Annotated in this window: 18 protein-coding genes; 11 read left to right on the top strand and 7 right to left on the bottom strand. The window is 72.7% G+C overall.

The features are described from left to right. Window positions 1–2726, bottom strand: a 2726-nt coding sequence (scy, locus tag ACZ5DC_RS27940) for a polarized growth protein Scy (protein WP_468657127.1), incomplete at its 3' end; no start/stop codon positions are given. A 206-nt stretch (window positions 2727–2932) separates the two neighbouring features. Continuing rightward, window positions 2933–3373: a methylmalonyl-CoA epimerase gene (gene mce / locus ACZ5DC_RS27945; protein WP_366751852.1), complete on the bottom strand. Its 441-nt coding sequence runs from the start codon at window positions 3371–3373 to the stop codon at window positions 2933–2935. Between the two features lie 149 nt (window positions 3374–3522). On the opposite strand from mce, the gene ACZ5DC_RS27950 reads away from it, so the two are divergent. The 3 genes from ACZ5DC_RS27950 to ACZ5DC_RS27960 all read left to right on the top strand — a co-directional run bounded on the left by ACZ5DC_RS27950 (window position 3523) and on the right by ACZ5DC_RS27960 (window position 7712). After that, window positions 3523–4731 carry an acetyl-CoA C-acetyltransferase gene (locus ACZ5DC_RS27950; RefSeq protein ID WP_366751851.1) on the top strand — a complete coding sequence of 403 codons (1209 nt, stop codon included), beginning with the start codon at window positions 3523–3525 and terminating at the stop codon, window positions 4729–4731. 78 nt (window positions 4732–4809) lie between these two features. After that, a complete protein-coding gene (meaB, locus tag ACZ5DC_RS27955) occupies window positions 4810–5766 on the top strand; it encodes a methylmalonyl Co-A mutase-associated GTPase MeaB (RefSeq protein WP_366759177.1) in 957 nt (318 codons plus the stop codon). Window positions 5767–6434: 668 nt separating this feature from the next. Beyond that, window positions 6435–7712, top strand: a complete 1278-nt coding sequence (locus tag ACZ5DC_RS27960) for an MFS transporter (RefSeq protein ID WP_468657130.1) — start codon at window positions 6435–6437, stop codon at window positions 7710–7712. Between the two features lie 46 nt (window positions 7713–7758). On the opposite strand, the gene ACZ5DC_RS27965 is transcribed toward ACZ5DC_RS27960, so the two are convergent. The 4 genes from ACZ5DC_RS27965 to ACZ5DC_RS27980 form a co-directional block, all read right to left on the bottom strand. Beyond that, a complete protein-coding gene (locus ACZ5DC_RS27965) occupies window positions 7759–8235 on the bottom strand; it encodes a MarR family winged helix-turn-helix transcriptional regulator (protein ID WP_468657132.1) in 477 nt (158 codons plus the stop codon). A gap of 92 nt (window positions 8236–8327) precedes the next feature. Beyond that, a complete protein-coding gene (locus ACZ5DC_RS27970; RefSeq protein ID WP_468657134.1) occupies window positions 8328–9137 on the bottom strand; it encodes an AIM24 family protein in 810 nt (269 codons plus the stop codon). Then, on the bottom strand, window positions 9134–9784 hold the full coding sequence (locus ACZ5DC_RS27975) for an AIM24 family protein (RefSeq protein ID WP_468657136.1): 651 nt from the start codon (window positions 9782–9784) through the stop codon (window positions 9134–9136). Before ACZ5DC_RS27975 ends, ACZ5DC_RS27970 begins: the two co-directional genes overlap by 4 nt. Window position 9785: 1 nt before the next feature. Then, window positions 9786–10418, bottom strand: a complete 633-nt coding sequence (locus ACZ5DC_RS27980; RefSeq protein ID WP_468657205.1) for an AIM24 family protein — start codon at window positions 10416–10418, stop codon at window positions 9786–9788. A 153-nt stretch (window positions 10419–10571) separates the two neighbouring features. Between ACZ5DC_RS27980 and ACZ5DC_RS27985 the strand changes: the two genes are divergently transcribed. The 8 genes from ACZ5DC_RS27985 (at window position 10572) to ACZ5DC_RS28020 (ending at window position 16260) form a co-directional block, all read left to right on the top strand. After that, entirely contained in the window at window positions 10572–10916 is a 345-nt protein-coding gene (locus ACZ5DC_RS27985; protein ID WP_366751845.1) for a DUF3817 domain-containing protein, read from the top strand. Beyond that, window positions 10913–11206 (top strand): MTH1187 family thiamine-binding protein, encoded by a 294-nt coding sequence (locus tag ACZ5DC_RS27990; RefSeq protein ID WP_133025253.1) that lies wholly within the window; start codon window positions 10913–10915, stop codon window positions 11204–11206. Before ACZ5DC_RS27985 ends, ACZ5DC_RS27990 begins: the two co-directional genes overlap by 4 nt. A 141-nt stretch (window positions 11207–11347) precedes the next feature. Further along, window positions 11348–12100 (top strand): hypothetical protein, encoded by a 753-nt coding sequence (locus ACZ5DC_RS27995; protein ID WP_468657138.1) that lies wholly within the window; start codon window positions 11348–11350, stop codon window positions 12098–12100. Continuing rightward, entirely contained in the window at window positions 12097–12777 is a 681-nt protein-coding gene (locus ACZ5DC_RS28000) for a DUF4166 domain-containing protein (protein ID WP_468657140.1), read from the top strand. The genes ACZ5DC_RS27995 and ACZ5DC_RS28000 overlap by 4 nt, the downstream gene beginning before the upstream one ends. Then, the gene (locus ACZ5DC_RS28005; RefSeq protein WP_366751841.1) at window positions 12774–13424 is read left to right on the top strand and encodes a TetR/AcrR family transcriptional regulator; all 651 of its coding nucleotides are present in this window, start codon (window positions 12774–12776) and stop codon (window positions 13422–13424) included. The genes ACZ5DC_RS28000 and ACZ5DC_RS28005 overlap by 4 nt, the downstream gene beginning before the upstream one ends. A 169-nt stretch (window positions 13425–13593) precedes the next feature. Further along, the gene (locus ACZ5DC_RS28010) at window positions 13594–14103 is read left to right on the top strand and encodes a MarR family winged helix-turn-helix transcriptional regulator (RefSeq protein ID WP_468657143.1); all 510 of its coding nucleotides are present in this window, start codon (window positions 13594–13596) and stop codon (window positions 14101–14103) included. A 42-nt stretch (window positions 14104–14145) separates the two neighbouring features. Next, window positions 14146–14484, top strand: a complete 339-nt coding sequence (locus tag ACZ5DC_RS28015; RefSeq protein ID WP_366751839.1) for a DUF3817 domain-containing protein — start codon at window positions 14146–14148, stop codon at window positions 14482–14484. A gap of 75 nt (window positions 14485–14559) precedes the next feature. Further along, on the top strand, window positions 14560–16260 hold the full coding sequence (locus ACZ5DC_RS28020; RefSeq protein WP_468657145.1) for an acyl-CoA mutase large subunit family protein: 1701 nt from the start codon (window positions 14560–14562) through the stop codon (window positions 16258–16260). Here ACZ5DC_RS28020 and ACZ5DC_RS28025 read toward each other — a convergent pair. After that, the gene (locus ACZ5DC_RS28025) at window positions 16257–16937 is read right to left on the bottom strand and encodes a TetR/AcrR family transcriptional regulator (protein WP_468657147.1); all 681 of its coding nucleotides are present in this window, start codon (window positions 16935–16937) and stop codon (window positions 16257–16259) included. The genes ACZ5DC_RS28020 and ACZ5DC_RS28025 overlap by 4 nt on opposite strands. Window positions 16938–16988 lie beyond the last annotated feature (51 nt).

Here is a 16988-nt window from a genome sequence, read left to right on the forward strand (position 1 = left end):
CGGATGCGGTTGGCGTCCTCGCGGGCGTCCGCCCGGGTGCGGGCCGCCGCCTGGTCGGCCTCGGCCAGCGCGTCCGACGCCTCGGTGCGCACCCGCTGGGCGTACTCGCCCGCGTCCGCGCGCAGCCGCTCGGCCTCCGCGATGGCCTCCGCCGTCGTCCGCTCGGCCAGCGCCTTCGCGGCCTCCGACTCCTCGTTCGCCTCGCGCCGGATCCGGGAGGCGTCCTCGCTCGCCCGCTCCCGCTCGGCGTAGGCGTCGGCGCGGACCCGGTCCGCCTCCTCCTCGGCCTCCCGGCGGGTACGGTCCGCCGCGTGCTCGGCGGCCGAACGCAGCCCGGCGATCTCCTCCTGCGCCTGCTCGTGCAGCCCGGCGACGGAGTCCCGCACCTGCTGCGCGTGCTGCTCGGCGGCGCCGACCATCTCCGTGGCGCGCCGGTCGGCCTCCTCCACCAGCCGGGTGGCCTCGGCCTGCGCCTCCTCCACGCGCTTGCGCGCGGAGGCCAGCAGCTCCTCGCTCTGCTCGCGGGCCCGCTGCCGCTCCTGGCCGGCCTCCTCGCGGGCGGCGCCGAGGAGCTCCTCGGCCTCGCGGCGGCGCCGGGCGGCCTCCTCCTGGGCGGCGGCCAGCGTCTCGGACGCCTCGGTGCCGAGGCGCTCGGCGGCGGCCTGCGCCTCCGCGCGCACCCGGTCGGCGGTGTCCTGCGCCTCCGCCTTCAGCCGCTCGGCCTCGGCGGCGGCCTCCGACCGCAGCCGTACGGCGATGGCCTCGCCCTCGGCGCGGGAGGCGGACGCGTCGGACGCGGCCTCGTCCCGCAGCCGCTCCGCCTCGGCCTCGGCCTGCTGCTGGAGCGTACGGATCCGCTCGGCGGCCTCCGCGCGCAGCCGCTCGGTCTCCTCGGCGGCCTCCCGGCGGATCCGGGCCGCCTCGGCGCGGGCGTCCGTCAGCGCCTGCTCGGCCGACGCCAGCCGCTCCTGCGCCTCGGTCTGGAGGCGGCCCAGCTCCTCGGCGGCCTCGGCACGCCGGGACTCGACGGCCTTCTCGGTCTCCTCGCGCAGCTCCCGCGCGGCCTTCTCGGCGTCCGACCGGACCGTCTCGGCCTGCTCGGCGGCCTCGGCGCGCAGCCGCTCGGCCTCCTTGCGGGTGCGCTCCAGGGTCTCCTCGGCCTGCCGGCGCAGGCCGGTGGCCCGCTCGATGGCCTCGGTGCGGACCTTCTCGCTGTCGGCGGTCGCGGTCTGCCGCAGCTCGTCGGCGTCCGCCTTGGCCTTGGCCAGCAGCTCCTCGGCGGACCTGGCCGCCGCCTCGATCTGCGCCACCGCCTCCCGGCGGGCCTCGGCGCGGATCGACTCGCCCTCGGCGACCGCGTCGGCGCGCAGCTGCTCGGCCTCGCCGCGCAGCCGGCGGGCCTCCTCCTGGAGCTCGACCGTCTTGGCGCGGTACTCCTTGGTGTCGTCCTTCGCCGCGCCCTTGAGCTGCTCGGCGATGTCGTGCGCCTCGGCGCGCAGCCGGTCCGCCTCGGCCTCGGCCTCCGAGCGGATCCGCTCGGCCTCCTCGGCGGCGGCCCTGGTGGTCTTCTGGGCGTCCTCGGACGCCTTGTTGAGGACGTCCTCGGCGGTCTTGGCCGCCTTGGACAGCTGGGTGGCCGTCTCCTCGGCGGTGATCGAGCGGGCCTTCTCGGCGGCCTCGGCGACGAGCTTCTCGGCCTCGGCGCGGGCGTCCGCGACCAGCTGCTCGGCCTCGGACTTGGTGTGCTCGGCCTCCTTGGTGGCCTCCTCGACCAGCCGGGCGACCTGCTCCTTGGCGGTGCGCGTCCGCGTCTCGTTGGCGGCCTCCGCGGTGGCGAGGGCCTTGGCGGCGGCCTCCTTCGCCTCCGTGACCACCTTCTCGGCCTCGGCCTGCGCCTTGCGCAGCGCCTCCTCGGCCGCCGTCATCCGCTCCTCGGCGGCCCGGCTCAGCTCGGCGGCCTGCCGGCGGGCCGCGTCCGACTCGGTGGCCGTGGCCGTGCGCAGCTGCTCGGCGTGCTCGGTGGCCTCCTGCGCCTGCGTGGAGGCCGCGTTCAGCAGCCGCTCGGCGTCCGCGCGGGCCCGGCGCAGGATCTGCTCGGCCTCCGCGCGCGCCGACTCGGCCTCGCTCTGGAGCCGCTCCCGGGCCTCCCGGGTCAGCCGTTCGGCCTCAGCGCGGGCGGCGGCCATCGCCTGCTCGGCCTCCGCGCGGGACTCGTCGAGCAGCCGGCGGGCCTGCTGCTCGGTACGGGCGCGCAGCTGCTCGGCCCAGGCCACGTTCTCGTTGACGTGCGACTCGACGGTGGCCCTGCGCTCGGCCAGCTCCTGGTCGAGCTGCTGGCGCCGGGTCACCGCCTCCTGGTGCAGCTCGGCCTGGAGGCGCGCGGCCTGCTCGGCGTGCTCCTGGAGGATGCGCTGGGTCTGCGCGCGGGCCTGGCTCAGCTCCCGCTCGGCGTCCTGGCGCAGCTGCTCGGCCTGCATCTGGGCGTTGCGGAGCAACTGTTCGGCCTGGTACCCGATGTCACCCGCGTCGTAGGCGGGCCGGGTCATCAGGGTGCGCCGCGCCTCGTGCAGCTTGGCGCGCAGCACCTCGACCTGGTAGCCGAGGTCCTCGGCGTGCTGGATCGCCTTCTCGCGCTCGGTCCTCAGCCGCTTCATCTCGGCCTCGAACCGAGAGAGGTGGTCGACGTCAGCCGCCGGCTCTCGCTCCTGGCTCTCGTAGCCCCGCACTGCGCGGTCCCATCCGTCCCCTGGTCAGCTTCTGCAACGAGCTCCGTCCATCCGCCGAACGGGGCCCCCGGGGAATGGTGTCAGACAGACGGCGGAGCACGGGCTGCTGCCCCGACGCTCGTCCCCCGAAACCCGGACCCCGGCATGCGGCCGTCCCCGTTTCAGGGACGACCGCCCCCAACCCTACCGGCCCTTATGTACGGGGGTCAGTGCTCAGGTGACTCAACAGGGGCCGAAGTGACGAGTTCTGTCAGAACGCCGTGGCAATCCTTGGGGTGCAGGAAGGTGATCCGCGACCCCATGGAGCCGCGTCGTGGCTCGTCGTACAGCACCCGGACGCCCTTGGCGCGGATGTCCGCGGCGTCCCCGTCGACGTCCGCCGTACCGAAGGCGATGTGGTGGACGCCCTCCCCGTTCTTCGCGAGCCACTTGGCGACGGTGGAGTCCTCACGGACCGGTTCCAGCAGTTGGAGGTAGGAGGCTCCGCCGTCCGAGGTGCCGTTGATCCTGAGCATGGCCTCCCGCACGCCCTGCTCCTCGTTGACCTCGGTGTGGAACACCTCGAAGCCGTACGTGGCCCGGTAGAACTCGACGGTCGCGTCGAGGTCGTGGCAGGCGATCCCGATGTGGTCGATTCGCGTCAGCATGGATTCAGTGCAGCGCTCCCGGGATGGTTACGCAACGTGCGCGCGATCACACCGACGGGCCGATGACGCCGTGTCCAACCGCTCAGTACATTCGAAGTAAACCCTCGTTCACTCCTCGGCTGTGTGCAGCTGGAAGGGGATCGCACCTCATGTCTTCTGGATCTTCTGGAACGACCAGCTCGGTGATCGTCGCGGGCGCCCGGACGCCCATGGGGCGGCTGCTGGGCTCGCTGAAGTCCTTCTCCGGAGCCGACCTGGGCGGCTTCGCGATCAAGGCCGCCCTCGACCGTGCGGGGATCGGCGGCGACCAGGTGCAGTACGTGATCATGGGCCAGGTCCTGCAGGCCGGCGCCGGCCAGATCCCGGCCCGCCAGGCCGCCGTCAAGGCCGGCATCCCGATGAACGTCCCGGCGCTCACCGTCAACAAGGTGTGCCTCTCCGGCCTCGACGCCATCGCCCTCGCCGACCAGCTGATCCGCGCGGGTGAATTCGACATCGTCGTTGCGGGCGGCCAGGAGTCCATGACCAACGCCCCGCACCTGCTGCCCAAGTCCCGCGAAGGGTACAAGTACGGCGCGGTCCAGATGCTCGACGCGATGGCCTACGACGGCCTGACCGACCCGTGGGAGAACGTCCCGATGGGCGAGTCCACGGAGAAGCACAACACCCGCCTCGGCATCAAGCGCCCCGAGCAGGACGAGATCGCCGCCCTGTCCCACCAGCGGGCCGCCGCCGCCCAGAAGAACGGCCTGTTCGAGGCCGAGATCACCCCCGTGGAGATCCCGCAGCGCAAGGGCGAGCCGGTGCTGTTCAGCAAGGACGAGGGCATCCGCGGCGACACCACCGCCGAGTCCCTGGCCAAGCTGCGCCCGGCCTTCGCCAAGGACGGCACGATCACCGCCGGCTCCTCCTCGCAGATCTCGGACGGTGCGGCGGCCGTGGTCGTGATGAGCAAGGCGAAGGCGGAGGAACTGGGCCTGACCTGGCTCGCCGAGATCGGCGCGCACGGCAACGTGGCCGGCCCGGACAACTCGCTGCAGTCCCAGCCGTCGAACGCCATCCTGCACGCCCTGAAGAAGGAGGGCCTGGAGGTGTCCGACCTGGACCTCATCGAGATCAACGAGGCGTTCGCCGCCGTCGCCGTGCAGTCAATGAAGGACCTCGGCGTTTCCACGGAAAAGGTGAACGTCAACGGCGGCGCGATCGCCCTGGGTCACCCGATCGGCATGTCCGGCGCCCGGCTCGTGCTCCACTTGGCCCTGGAGCTCAAGCGGCGCGGCGGCGGCGTCGGCGCGGCGGCGCTGTGCGGCGGCGGTGGCCAGGGTGACGCGCTGATCGTGCGGGTACCGAAGGCCTGATACCCGAACGGCCTGAGACCCGAAGGTCTGTTTCCGGTACGCCGGTGTCCGGTACGTGGTGAACTGAACGGAGCTGTGATGCAGGACGTCTCCTCTCTGGTGGCCCAGGCCAGGGAAGGCCGGCCGCGGGCCGTGGCCCGGCTGATCTCCCTCGTGGAGGGGGCGTCCCCGCAGCTGAGGGAGGTCATGGCGGCGCTGGCCCCGCTGACGGGCAACGCGTACGTGGTCGGCCTGACGGGCTCGCCGGGCGTCGGCAAGTCCACCTCCACCTCCGCGCTCGTCACCGCGTACCGCAAGCAGGGCAGGCGGGTCGGCGTCCTGGCCGTCGACCCCTCGTCGCCGTTCTCCGGCGGCGCCCTGCTCGGTGACCGGGTCCGGATGTCGGAGCACGCCTCCGACCCCGGCGTGTACATCCGCTCCATGGCGACCCGCGGCCACCTCGGCGGCCTGGCCTGGGCGGCCCCGCAGGCCATCCGGGTGCTGGACGCGGCGGGCTGCGACGTGATCCTGGTCGAGACGGTCGGTGTGGGCCAGTCGGAGGTGGAGATCGCCTCGCAGGCGGACACCAGCGTCGTCCTCCTGGCCCCCGGCATGGGCGACGGCATCCAGGCGGCGAAGGCGGGAATCCTGGAGATCGGCGACGTGTACGTCGTCAACAAGGCCGACCGGGACGGCGCCGACGCCACCGCCCGCGAACTGAACCACATGCTGGGCCTGGGCGAGGCCCGGGGCCCCGGCGACTGGCGCCCGCCGATCGTGAAGACGGTCGCGGCGCGCGCGGAGGGCGTCGACGAGGTCGTGGAGGCCCTGGAGAAGCACCGGGCCTGGATGGAGGAGCGCGGGATCCTCACGGAGCGCCGTAAGGCCCGCGCGGCCCGCGAGGTCGAGACCATCGCGGTGACGGCCCTGCGCGAGCGCATCGGCGACCTGCACGGCGACCGCCGCCTCAGCGCCCTCGCCGAACGCATCGTCACCGGCGAACTGGACCCGTACCGCGCGGCGGACGAACTCGTCGCGGGCCTGACGGAAAGCTGAGCGCACCTCGGGAGCGGCGAGCAGCGGGCGAACGGTTACCGCCGAGCCCGCCGGTGCGGGGGTTCGCCGGGCGGATGACCCCGCCGCTCACCGCACGCGACCCGCGCGACCGTCGCCGGTGCGCCGCCGCGCCCAGCCACAGCAGGGGCGCGGTGAGCAGCGGGGCGACCGGGCGGCGGGCTGGGCTCAAGGAGCGGTGGGCGCCGGGACCGGGCCGGGCGGCGAGCTGGGCTCACGAGGGGTGGGCGCCGGGGGCTGGACCCCTCGCTTCCGTGCGGGTGGGCTCGCTGGGCGGGGCGGGCGGTCGGCTGGGGGTGGCGTCGCCGGTCCACCGGCCGCGCCCAGCCCGTCCCCGGCGCCAGAGGCATGCTCACGGCGCCCAGCCCGCCCCCGCACGGGAGGCGCCCGCCGTGCGGCGGACGAGCTGTTCGCAGGGGTGCCGGCGAGACGCGGGGCCCAGTGGCGCACGGGTCCCGTGCCGTGCGGCGGGCGAGCCGGTCGCGGGCGTGACGAGTGCCGGGGGTCGCCGGAGAGATGATCGCGCTGCTACCTTGACCCGCATGTTCCTCTCCTTGGCGTAAGGCGCACCCGGGATCGCGGGGCCGGACGGACGGCCTTCGCGCCCTTCGGTGCCCCCTTTTCTTGCGCCTCTCCCAGAGGAACCCCGCGTGTCCACGCCCCTTTCGCGGCCCTCGTACGCCGCCGTCCTGCGCGTCCCGCACGCGCGCCGCACCTTCACCGCGGCCCTGGCCGCCCGCCTGTCCTACGGCACGGTCTCGCTGGCGGTGCTGCTGTCCGTCACCCGTGCTACCGGGTCCTACGCGGTCTCCGGCACCGTTCTCTCCCTCTTCGGCGCCACGACGGTCTTCCTGATGCCGCTGCGGGCCTTGCTGATCGACCGCCACGGCCCGCGCCGGGCCCTGCCGCCCATGTCCGCGCTGTACGGCGCCCTGCTGGGCGTCCTGGCCGTCCTGACCTGGCGTCCCGGCGCGTCGGCCGTCGCGATCGGCCTCACCGCCGCCCTCGCGGGCGGCTGCGCGCCCCCGCTGGGCCCGACGATGCGCGCCCTGTGGTCCGAACTGGTGACGGACCGGGACCTGTTGCAGCGCGCCTACGGTCTGGACGGCGTCGCGGAGGAACTGCTCTACGTCTCAGGACCGGCCCTGATCGCCCTGCTCGGGGGCTTCGCCCCGCCGGCCGCGGGAATCCTCCTCAGCGCGGCCCTGAACGTGGGGGGCACGTGCGCCTTCGTCACCTCCCCGGCGATGGCCGCCCAGCGTCCGTCGCCCCGGAAGGAGGAGGCCGCCGGGGCACCGCTCGCGGGGGAAGGGGTCACCGGCGCGCAGCCCGGCCGGGCACGGGCCGTTCTGGTCCGGGGCGTGCTGCCCTCGGTCGTGGTGGCGCTGGGTGCGGGACTGGCCCTCAGCGCCGTGGAGCTGCTGGTGCTGGCCTTCGCCACGGAACGTTCCTACGACCCCGCCCTGGTCCCCTGGGTCCTGGGCGCGCTCTCGGCGGGCAGCGCGCTGGGCGGCCTGGCCAACGGGGTGGTGCGATGGCGCACGAGCGCCCGGACCCGCCTGTGCCGGTTCGCGGCGGGCCTCGGTCTGGTGCTGGCGGCGGCGGGCCTGGCCCCCGGCCTGTGGACCCTCACGGCGGCCATGGCCTGCGCGGGAGCGTTCATCGCCCCGGTCCTGACGACGGCCTATCTGCTGGCCGACGAGTCGGCCCCGCGGAGCGCCCGTACGCAGGCCGGGGCGTGGGTGAACATGGCGGTGAACGCGGGAAGCTCGGGCGGGGCGTTGGCGGCCGGGCTGGTGATCGGCCGTCTGCCGCTGCCCGTGTGCTTCACCCTGGCGGGCGGATGCACGCTGCTGGCCGCCGCGGCCGCGGCCAGTCGTGTCGCGGGAGCGGTGCGGGTGGGCGCGGCGTCCGGCCTGCGCCGGTGAGCGCGCCCCCCGCCCGGCTACCGCGATTCCGGCCGGCCGGCCTGGGTCACAGGCGCCCCCGCTGCCCCCGCAGATGCTCGGCGATGGGCTTCAGCGCCTTGTCGAGTTCCATGAGCGTGTCCGGTGACAGCAGGTCGATGAAATGGCGCCGCACCGACGCGACGTGGTGCGGCGCGACCTTCTTCATCGTCTCCAGGCCGTGATCCGTGAGCACGGCGTACAGCCCTCGCCGGTCCGTGTCACAGTTCTCCCGGCGCACCAGGTTCGCGTTCTCCATGCGCGTGATCTGGTGCGAGAGCCGGCTCTTGGACTGCATCGTCGCGGAGGCGAGGTCGCTCATCCGCATCCGCACGTCCTCCGACTCGGACAGGTTCACCAGGATCTCGTAGTCGTTCATCGTCAGGCCGAACGGCTGGAGGTCCTTCTCGAGCTGGTACGTCAACAGCCTGTTGACCTCCAGGTGGGTGCGCCAGGCGCACTGCTCCGCATCGGTCAGCCAGCGCGTGGCCGTCTCGGTCTCCATGAATGAAGTCTACCTAAGAAGTTGAATGGCGAACTACTTCGGGTGGTGTGACAGTGCGCACGCGTTCGACGTCACACTCCGCAGACTACCGCTCACAGCCCGAAGCGACGCTGGAGGTCCCCCAGCTGTCCGGGAAGGCGCGGTACGCCGGACGATTGCGGACCGTGTCCGACCGGCCCCGTTCCGCCACCGTCCGGCACCCCCGGTCCGGGAGGAACGGCTCCCGTCGCCCCCTCGGCCATCAGGGTCTCCGTCGACTGCAGCAGCACCGTCCCGGCGCCCACGAACTCGAACTGGTGCTCCTCCCCGGATACCCCGCCGAGGCCCGTCATCGCACGTAGGCCGCCCAGCACACCCGTCATGTATCCGTGGTCGTAGTGATGGCACGGGGACGGGCAGTCGGCCCACCCGACGAGCGCCTGCGGGTCGACCCGGATCGGAGGTTCCATGAACACCACCGGCCCGTTAGATGCGGCCACGAACTTTCCGGTTCCGACAAGGGTGAGGAAACCCGGCACGATCGACTGCTTGAGCGCGAGACTTGGCTGAAAAGCAAGCAGGTTGCCCGCGCGAATGGTCAAGTTCCCGTCGTCCAGGTCGTAGGAGTTGACGTCGAAGGCCCGGTCGGCCAGCAGCATCTTGCCGGAGCCCCCGGCCACGACCCAGTCGCTCGCGTGCAGTGGCGAATGGAAGGACGTACGGACAAGTCGGTCGAGTCGCCCGTGCCCGATGCCGTTGAACTCGATCGTCCCGTAATAGGCGATCATCTTCCCCTTCTGGAGGAACCACTGCCCGCCCTTGAGCTCCACGCAGAAGGTGTACTTGTTCACGTTGTCGTCGGCGGGCAGCGTCATGGGGTCGTGCACGACCGGCCCGGCGCCCGGGCTCGCGTAGGTGCTCACAGCTTCTCCTCCGACGCCTGGACGTACACCGTGCCGCTGCCGCTCAGCTCCAGCTGGAACGCCTCGCCGGAGCCCCGGCCCACCATCTCGCGCCAGCCGAGCGCGGCGGACAGCTTGTTGCGGACGTCGCCGTGGTGGGCGACGTAGGCCTGCGGGTCGACGTGGACCGGGCGCTGCGGGGTGACCGGGATCTCGAAGACCCCGCCGTGCGCCATCACGGCCACCGAGCCCTGGCCCTGGAGGGTCGTCGTGAACAGGCCCTGGCCTGTGACCTGCCCGCGCACCATGCCCATGACCCCGCCCTGGGAGCCCATGAACATCGTCCCCTGCCGCAGCGTGCCCTCGAAGGCGAGCAGCCGGTCGGCCTCGACGTAGAGCGTGTCGCCGGCGAGGGTGATCACGTGGACGTGGTGGCCGCCGTGCCCGAAGAACACCGTGCCGCTGCCCTCCACGGTCATCAGCGGGGTCGCCTCGCCGGCCACCCGGCGCCCGATCATGGACATCAGGCCGCCCTGTCCGCCCTGGACGTTGGGCGTGAAGGACACGTCCCCCTTGTAGGCGAGCATCGCGCCGCGCTGACTGAACAGCCGCTGCCCCGGTGCCACCGTCGCCTCGACCATCTTGGAGTTGATCTCTCGGAAGGTCATCTCACAGGTCCCCCGCGATCGTGTTCCGCTCGCTCGGCTGCACGTACACCAGCCCGTCGCCCTCGAAGCGGATCTGGAAGGCCTCGCCGCCGCCCTCCCCGAGGAGCGTGCGGAACGTCACACCGGACTGGAAGGTCTGCCGGACGTCGCCCTGGTGGGCCACGTAGGCGCCCGGGTCGACGATCAGCGGGTACCGCGGGCTGACCCGGAGCACGACCGCCGGCCCGTCCGAGACGATCGCCGCCTGGCCGTGGCCCTCCACGGTCGTCGTGAACAGGCCGTTGCCCTGCGAGGCCCCGCGCAGCCCCGTGAACGTCGTGCCCGTTCTGAGCCCCGCGTCCGTGGCCAGCAGGTTGTCCGCCTCGACGTAGAGCTTGTCGCCCTGGAGGCTCACCAGGTTGATCTCCGACGCACGGTCCGCGAACCAGCAGGTCCCGTGTCCCTTCACCTCCATCACCGTCATCTGCTCACCGGTGAGCCGCCGGGTCACCATCCCGCGCAGCCCCTCGCCGCCACCGCTCAGCTTCTTGAAGGCCATCCGCCCGTCGTACGCGACCATCGAGCCGTTCTTCGCCTTCACGGCGTCCCCGGTCATGTCGACGGCGAGGACCTTGCTCCCCTGGAGCCGGAACATCGCCACGCTGTGAAAGTAGCGGCCGGGCGGGTGGACGGAACAGGGCCCATGGGTGGAGACCCACCCTGAGCGGACCCCTACGGGCGCGGTTTGCCACAATGGGGGAACGCTTGTGCGTGCGTTCACAAATGACTCTCCCACCGAAGGTGACCCGTGGACATCAAGACAGCCACCGCCCTCCGCCGTCTCCGGCTGGTCTCGGCCCCCGAGGCCGTGTCCTTCCTGATCCTGCTGCTCTGCTCGGTGCTGAAGCGGACCACGGACTTCAACGCGGTCCCCGTGATGGGCGCGGTCCACGGCGTCCTCTTCGTCCTCTACGTGATCTTCTGGGCGGACGCCTGGAACCGCGCCAAGTGGCCGCTGCGGACGGCGGCCCTGTACTTCGTCCTCTCGGTGCTGCCGACCGGCGGCTTCTTCGCCGAGCGCAAGCTGCGCCGCGAGGCCGAGGACGCCGTCATCGCCGCCCGTGCCCGCCAGGAAGGGGTCGTGAACGCATGATCGTCGCCTTCTCCGTGACGCCCCTCGGCGTCGGTGAGGACGTGGGGGAGTACGTCGCCGACGCCGTGCGCGTGGTCCGCGAGTCGGGCCTGCCCAACCGCACCGACGCCATGTTCACCTCGGTCGAGGGCGAATGGGACGAGGTCATGGACGTCGTGAGGCGGGCCGTCGCCGCCGTCGAGGCGCGTGCCCCGCGCGTCTCGCTCGTCCTCAAGGCCGACATCCGCCCCGGGGTGACCGACGGGCTCACGTCCAAGGTGGAGACCGTCGAACGGCACCTCGCCCGGTAGCCGCACCCGTCGTCGGAACCCCGGTCCCCAGGGCCGGGGTTTTGTCGTACCGCATCTTTGAGCGATCGCTCAAAAGAGTGTACGTTCGGCGCCAGACGATTTGAGCGGTCGCTCAAACTCCGTGCTCACGTGGGGGAACACATGGGTCTCTACAGAGAGACGCACATCCGCGCCGACCTCGACGAGGTGTGGGCCCGCACCCAGGACCCCGCCCGCCACCGGCGCTGGGACCTGCGCTTCACCGAGATCGAGTACCTCCCGCGCGCGGAGGGCGAACCGCAGCGCTTCCGGTACGCCACGCGCGTGCTGCCGTTCCTCACCGTCTCCGGCACCGGCGTGGCCGCCGGCGAGAGGGAGCGCCCCGACGGCACCCGCACCTCGGCCCTGCGCTTCTCCTCCCCGCACCCGCTCTCCCTGATCGCCGAGGGCAGCGGCTACTGGCGCTACGTCCCCGACGCCCACGGCGTCCGCTTCCTCACCGGCTACGACTACCGCCCGCGCTGGGGAGCCCCCGGCGCCCTCGCCGACCGCCTGGTGTTCCGTCCGCTGATGGGCTGGGCCACCGCCTGGTCCTTCGACCGGCTCCGCCTCTGGCTGGAGCGGGGCATCACCCCCGAGCGGGCGCTGTACCGCTGGCTGGCGGAACTGACCGTCCGGGCGCTCCTCCTCGCCCTGTGCCTGACCGGACTGGGTCGGGGCTCGCTCCCCGGCCCGGCCGGCCCCCTCGCGGACGCGCTGGCCTTCCTCTGCCCGCTCCTGCTCCTGCTCGGCGTCTTCCTGGCCCTGTTCAAGGCGCCGCTCGCCGGCACCCCGGCCGCCCGCCGCTGCCTGCGCGCCCCCGCCACCCGGACCCGCGCGCCCCGCGTCCTGCGCACCCTGGAGAAGCACGGATGACCTCGATCTTCCAGACCGCCATGGGGCCGGAGTTCCAGCGCCTCCACCCCGCCCTGCGGCGCCGCTTCTCGGTGGGCCTCACCGGCGGCGAGGCCTGCACCGGCCGGGGCGTGATGGACCGGATCTGGCACGGACCGGCCTTCGTGAAACCGTTCCTCGCCCTGGGCGCCGCCCGGAACATCCTGGTCCCGAGGGCCGGCCGGAACGTCCCCTTCGTGATCGAGAACGTGCCGTACCGGGACACCTTCGGGCGTGAGACGGTGAGTTTCGTGCGCACCTTCCACCTGCCCGGCCGCGCCCGCCGCTTCGACGCCCAGATGGTGCTCGGCCCGCGGGGCGACCGCGTCCTCGACTACCTCGGCACCCACCAGCACCTCGCGACCGACCTGCACTTCCACGCCGAGCCCGACGGCTCCCTGCTCATCCGTTCCGGCGCCCACCGGTTCCGGGAGGGCCCCGTGGACGTTCGCGTCCCCGAACTCGTCGGCGCCACGGCCGAGGTACGGGAGTCGTACGACGAGACGGCCGGCCGCTTCCGGGTCCGCGTCCGCGTGGTGAACCGCTGGTTCGGTCCCCTCTTCGGCTACGAGGGCTCCTTCACGGCGTCGTACACCGACGTCCGCGCCCGTGGCGTACGGCCCGGGCTGCGGCCGGTGCGGGAGGAGGCGCGCGCGTGAGCCCGGAGACCGCGAAGGCGCAGGAGACCAAGGCGAAGCTGCTGGAGGGCGCGCTGCGCACGCTCACCGAGCAGGGCATCGCCAAGACGTCGGCCCGCACGGTGGCCGCGGCGGCCGGGGTCAACCAGGCACTGGTCTTCTACCACTTCGGATCGGTGGACGAGCTGCTCGCCGCGGCCTGCCGGTACGGCGCGGAGAAGGCCGTCGCCCGGTACCGCGAGCGCCTAGCCGCGGTGGACTCGCTCTCCGAACTCCTCGCCGTCGGCCGCGAGATCCATGAGCACGAGCGGGCCGGCGGCCATGTGGCCCTCCTCGGCCAGCTGCTCGCCGGCGCCCCGACGCACGCGGCACTGGGTCCGGCGACGGCCGACGGGCTGCGGCTGTGGATCACCGAGATCGAGCAGGTGCTCCGGCGCGTGCTGGCGACGACCCCGTTCGGCGAGTTCGCCGACCCGGCGGGCCTGGCGCGGGCGGTGGCCGCGTCGTTCGTCGGCGTCGAGCTGTACGAGGGAGTGGACGAGGCCGGGGCGCACGCGGCGCTGGACGCCCTGGAGCAGCTGGGGGCGCTCGTGGCCGCGGTGGAGTCCCTGGGCCCGGTCGCCCAGCGGGCCGTCCGGCACCATCTGCGGCGCCGGGGACGCGGCTGACGGGCCGGACGGCCGGCGCTCCGCGGGCGGGTGCGGGCGCGTGGCGGCCTGCCGTACGCGCGGGTCCGCCGCCCCACCGGGGGGCCTCGGCACACGCTCGTGAGCGGCCGGAGACCGAAAGGCGAGACGGAGCTGACCGGCATATGACCGGCCGGTAGGGTCTGATGACGTGCCGAAGCCTCTCAGCCTCCCGTTCGACCCCATCGCCCGCGCCGACGAACTCTGGAAGCAGCGGTGGGGCAAGGTGCCGTCCATGGCCGCGATCACCTCGATCATGCGGGCCCAGCAGATCCTGCTCGCCGAGGTGGACGCGGTGGTCAAGCCGTACGGGCTGACGTTCGCCCGGTACGAGGCGCTGGTGCTGCTCACCTTCTCCAAGGCCGGCGAGCTGCCGATGTCCAAGATCGGTGAGCGGCTGATGGTGCACCCCACGTCCGTGACGAACACGGTGGACCGGCTGGTGAGGTCCGGGCTGGTCGCCAAGCGGCCCAACCCCAACGACGGGCGCGGCACGCTGGCCGTCATCACCGACAAGGGGCGCGAGGTGGTCGACGCGGCCACCCGCGACCTGATGGCCATGGACTTCGGGCTCGGGGCGTACGACGCCGAGGAGTGCCAGGAGATCTTCGCGCTGCTGCGCCCGCTGCGGATCGCGGCACACGACTTCGAGGAGCGGTGACCCGGGGCAAGATCTCCCGGAACGGGTGGTTACGCTCGCTCCATGAAAAAAAGCGTGCTGACCCGCTACCGCGTCATGGCCTACACCACCGGCGTGCTGCTGGTGCTGCTCTGCCTGAGCATGATCGCGAAGTACGGGCTGGACGTCGACGGTGCCGCCGACTTCACCCGGGTCGTCGCCATCGCCCACGGCTGGCTGTACGTCGTCTACCTGATCTTCGCGTTCGACCTGGGCTCCAAGGCCAAGATGCCGGTCGGCCGCCAGCTCTGGGTGCTGCTGGCGGGGACGATCCCGACCGCCGCGTTCTTCGTCGAGCGCAAGATCAGCCGCGAGCTGGAGTCCCGGGTCGCCGACGGGGCCCCGGCCGTCGCCAAGGCGTAGCGGGTACCGCCGTACGGACGCCGTGCGGCGGTCTGCCATCGACATTTACTAGGACGTCCAAGTAAATTCGGGGGTATGGACGCTCACGCCATCGAGGAGGGCCGCCGACGCTGGCAGGCCCGGTACGACGCCGCGCGCAAGCGCGACGCGGATTTCACCACGCTCTCCGGCGACCCCGTGGAGCCGGTGTACGGGCCCCGGCCGGGTGACACGTACGAGGGATTCGAGCGGATCGGCTGGCCCGGGGAGTACCCCTTCACGCGCGGGCTCCATCCGACCGGCTACCGCGGCCGCACGTGGACGATCCGGCAGTTCGCCGGGTTCGGCAACGCCGAGCAGACCAACGAGCGGTACAAGATGATCCTCGCCGCCGGCGGCGGGGGCCTGTCCGTCGCCTTCGACATGCCGACGCTCATGGGGCGGGACTCCGACGATCCCCGCTCCCTCGGCGAGGTCGGGCACTGCGGGGTCGCCATCGACTCGGCCGCCGACATGGAGATGCTGTTCAAGGACATCCCGCTGGGGGATGTGACGACCTCGATGACCATCAGCGGGCCCGCCGTACCCGTCTTCTGCATGTACCTGGTCGCCGCCGAGCGGCAGGGCGTCGATCCGGCGGTGCTCAACGGCACCCTCCAGACCGACATCTTCAAGGAGTACATCGCCCAGAAGGAGTGGCTGTTCCAGCCCGAGCCCCACCTGCGGCTGATCGGCGACCTGATGGAGCACTGCGCGGCGGGGATCCCGGCGTACAAGCCGCTCTCCGTCTCCGGGTACCACATCCGGGAGGCCGGGGCCACGGCGGCGCAGGAGCTGGCGTACACGCTGGCGGATGGGTTCGGGTACGTCGAGCTGGGCCTCAGCCGCGGTCTCGACGTCGACATCTTCGCGCCCGGCCTGTCCTTCTTCTTCGACGCGCACGTCGACTTCTTCGAGGAGATCGCCAAGTTCCGGGCGGCCCGCCGGATCTGGGCGCGCTGGATGCGGGACGTGTACGGCGCGAAGTCCGAGAAGGCGCAGTGGCTGCGGTTCCACACGCAGACCGCGGGTGTCTCGCTGACCGCGCAGCAGCCATACAACAACGTGGTGCGTACGGCGGTGGAGGCGCTGGCGGCCGTGCTCGGCGGGACCAACTCGCTGCACACCAACGCGCTCGACGAGACCCTCGCCCTGCCCTCCGAGCAGGCCGCCGAGATCGCGCTGCGCACGCAGCAGGTGCTGATGGAGGAGACCGGGGTCGCCAACGTCGCCGATCCGCTGGGCGGGTCCTGGTACGTCGAGCAGCTGACGGACCGCATCGAGGCGGACGCGGAGAAGATCTTCGAACAGATCAAGGAGCGGGGGCTGCGGGCTCACCCGGACGGGCGACACCCGATCGGGCCCATCACGTCCGGCATCCTGCGCGGCATCGAGGACGGGTGGTTCACCGGGGAGATCGCGGAGTCCGCCTTCCGGTACCAGCAGGCGCTGGAGAAGGGGGACAAGAAGGTCGTCGGCGTCAACGTCCACACCGGGTCCGTCACCGGGGACCTGGAGATCCTGCGGGTCAGCCACGAGGTGGAGCGGGAGCAGGTGCGGGTGCTCGCCGAGCGGAAGGCGGCGCGGGACGAGGCGGCCGTGCGGGGGGCGCTGGACGCGATGCTCGCCGCGGCCCGGTCCGGGGCCAACATGATCGAGCCGATGCTGGAGGCCGTGCGGGCCGAGGCGACGCTGGGCGAGATCTGCGGGGTGCTGCGGGACGAGTGGGGGGTGTACACGGAGCCGGCGGGCTTCTAGACGCCGTCGGCCGTCGTCCCGTGCCCGGCGGGCCGGGAGGGGGCCGTGGCCGTCTGCTCGGCCGGCTGGGACGTGAGGCCCGGCAGCAGCAGGCGGGTGAAGCCGCGGACCCAGTCCTCGTCCGCCGGTTTGCCGCTGACCAGGGTGCGGTGGACCACCGCGCCCGCGACCACGTCGAAGATCAGGTCGACGGTGCGGGCGGACTCGCCGGGGTCCGGTTCCGGGGGGAGTTCGCCGCGGCGCTGGGCCCGTGCGCGGCCCGCCAGGACCAGCCGCATCTGGCGGTCCACGATGGAGGCGCGGATGCGTTCGCGCAGGGCGTCGTCGCGGGTGGCCTCGGCGACCACCGCCATCAGGCCGCTCTTGGCCTCCGGGCGGGCCAGGATGGCCGCGAACTGCAGGACGACGCCCTCGATGTCGGCGGCGAGGCTGCCGCGGTCGGGGAGTTGCAGCTCGTCGAAGAGCTCCGCCACCGCGTCCACGACCAGCTCGTTCTTGCCGGCCCAGCGGCGGTAGAGCGTCGTCTTCGCAACCCCGGCCCGCGTGGCGACGTCCCCCAGGGTGAGTTTCGACCAGCCGAGTTCGACCAGAGCCTCCCGGGTGGCGGCCAGGATCGCGGTGTCCGCGGCGGCGCTGCGCGGGCGCCCCGTACGGCTGGCGGGAGTGCGGCTCTGCATGCCCCCGACCATAACCGGCGGGATCTGTGCGGTCGTGAGGGAGATCACCGG

The organism is Streptomyces sp. NPDC031445 (assembly GCF_055581365.1).

Bases quoted from the DNA above. Each gene is read 5' to 3' on its own strand.
- ACZ5DC_RS28015 (WP_366751839.1), top strand. From the start codon at position 14,146: ATGAAAAAAAGCGTGCTGACCCGCTACCGCGTCATGGCCTACACCACC.
- ACZ5DC_RS27990 (WP_133025253.1), top strand. From the start codon at position 10,913: ATGATCGTCGCCTTCTCCGTGACGCCCCTCGGCGTCGGTGAGGACGTG.
- ACZ5DC_RS28025 (WP_468657147.1), bottom strand. From the start codon at position 16,937: ATGCAGAGCCGCACTCCCGCCAGCCGTACGGGGCGCCCGCGCAGCGCC.
- ACZ5DC_RS27965 (WP_468657132.1), bottom strand. From the start codon at position 8,235: ATGGAGACCGAGACGGCCACGCGCTGGCTGACCGATGCGGAGCAGTGC.
- ACZ5DC_RS27995 (WP_468657138.1), top strand. From the start codon at position 11,348: ATGGGTCTCTACAGAGAGACGCACATCCGCGCCGACCTCGACGAGGTG.
- ACZ5DC_RS28020 (WP_468657145.1), top strand. From the start codon at position 14,560: ATGGACGCTCACGCCATCGAGGAGGGCCGCCGACGCTGGCAGGCCCGG.
- meaB (WP_366759177.1), top strand. From the start codon at position 4,810: ATGCAGGACGTCTCCTCTCTGGTGGCCCAGGCCAGGGAAGGCCGGCCG.
- mce (WP_366751852.1), bottom strand. From the start codon at position 3,373: ATGCTGACGCGAATCGACCACATCGGGATCGCCTGCCACGACCTCGAC.
- ACZ5DC_RS27950 (WP_366751851.1), top strand. From the start codon at position 3,523: ATGTCTTCTGGATCTTCTGGAACGACCAGCTCGGTGATCGTCGCGGGC.
- ACZ5DC_RS27980 (WP_468657205.1), bottom strand. From the start codon at position 10,418: ATGTTCCGGCTCCAGGGGAGCAAGGTCCTCGCCGTCGACATGACCGGG.
- ACZ5DC_RS28000 (WP_468657140.1), top strand. From the start codon at position 12,097: ATGACCTCGATCTTCCAGACCGCCATGGGGCCGGAGTTCCAGCGCCTC.
- ACZ5DC_RS27975 (WP_468657136.1), bottom strand. From the start codon at position 9,784: ATGACCTTCCGAGAGATCAACTCCAAGATGGTCGAGGCGACGGTGGCA.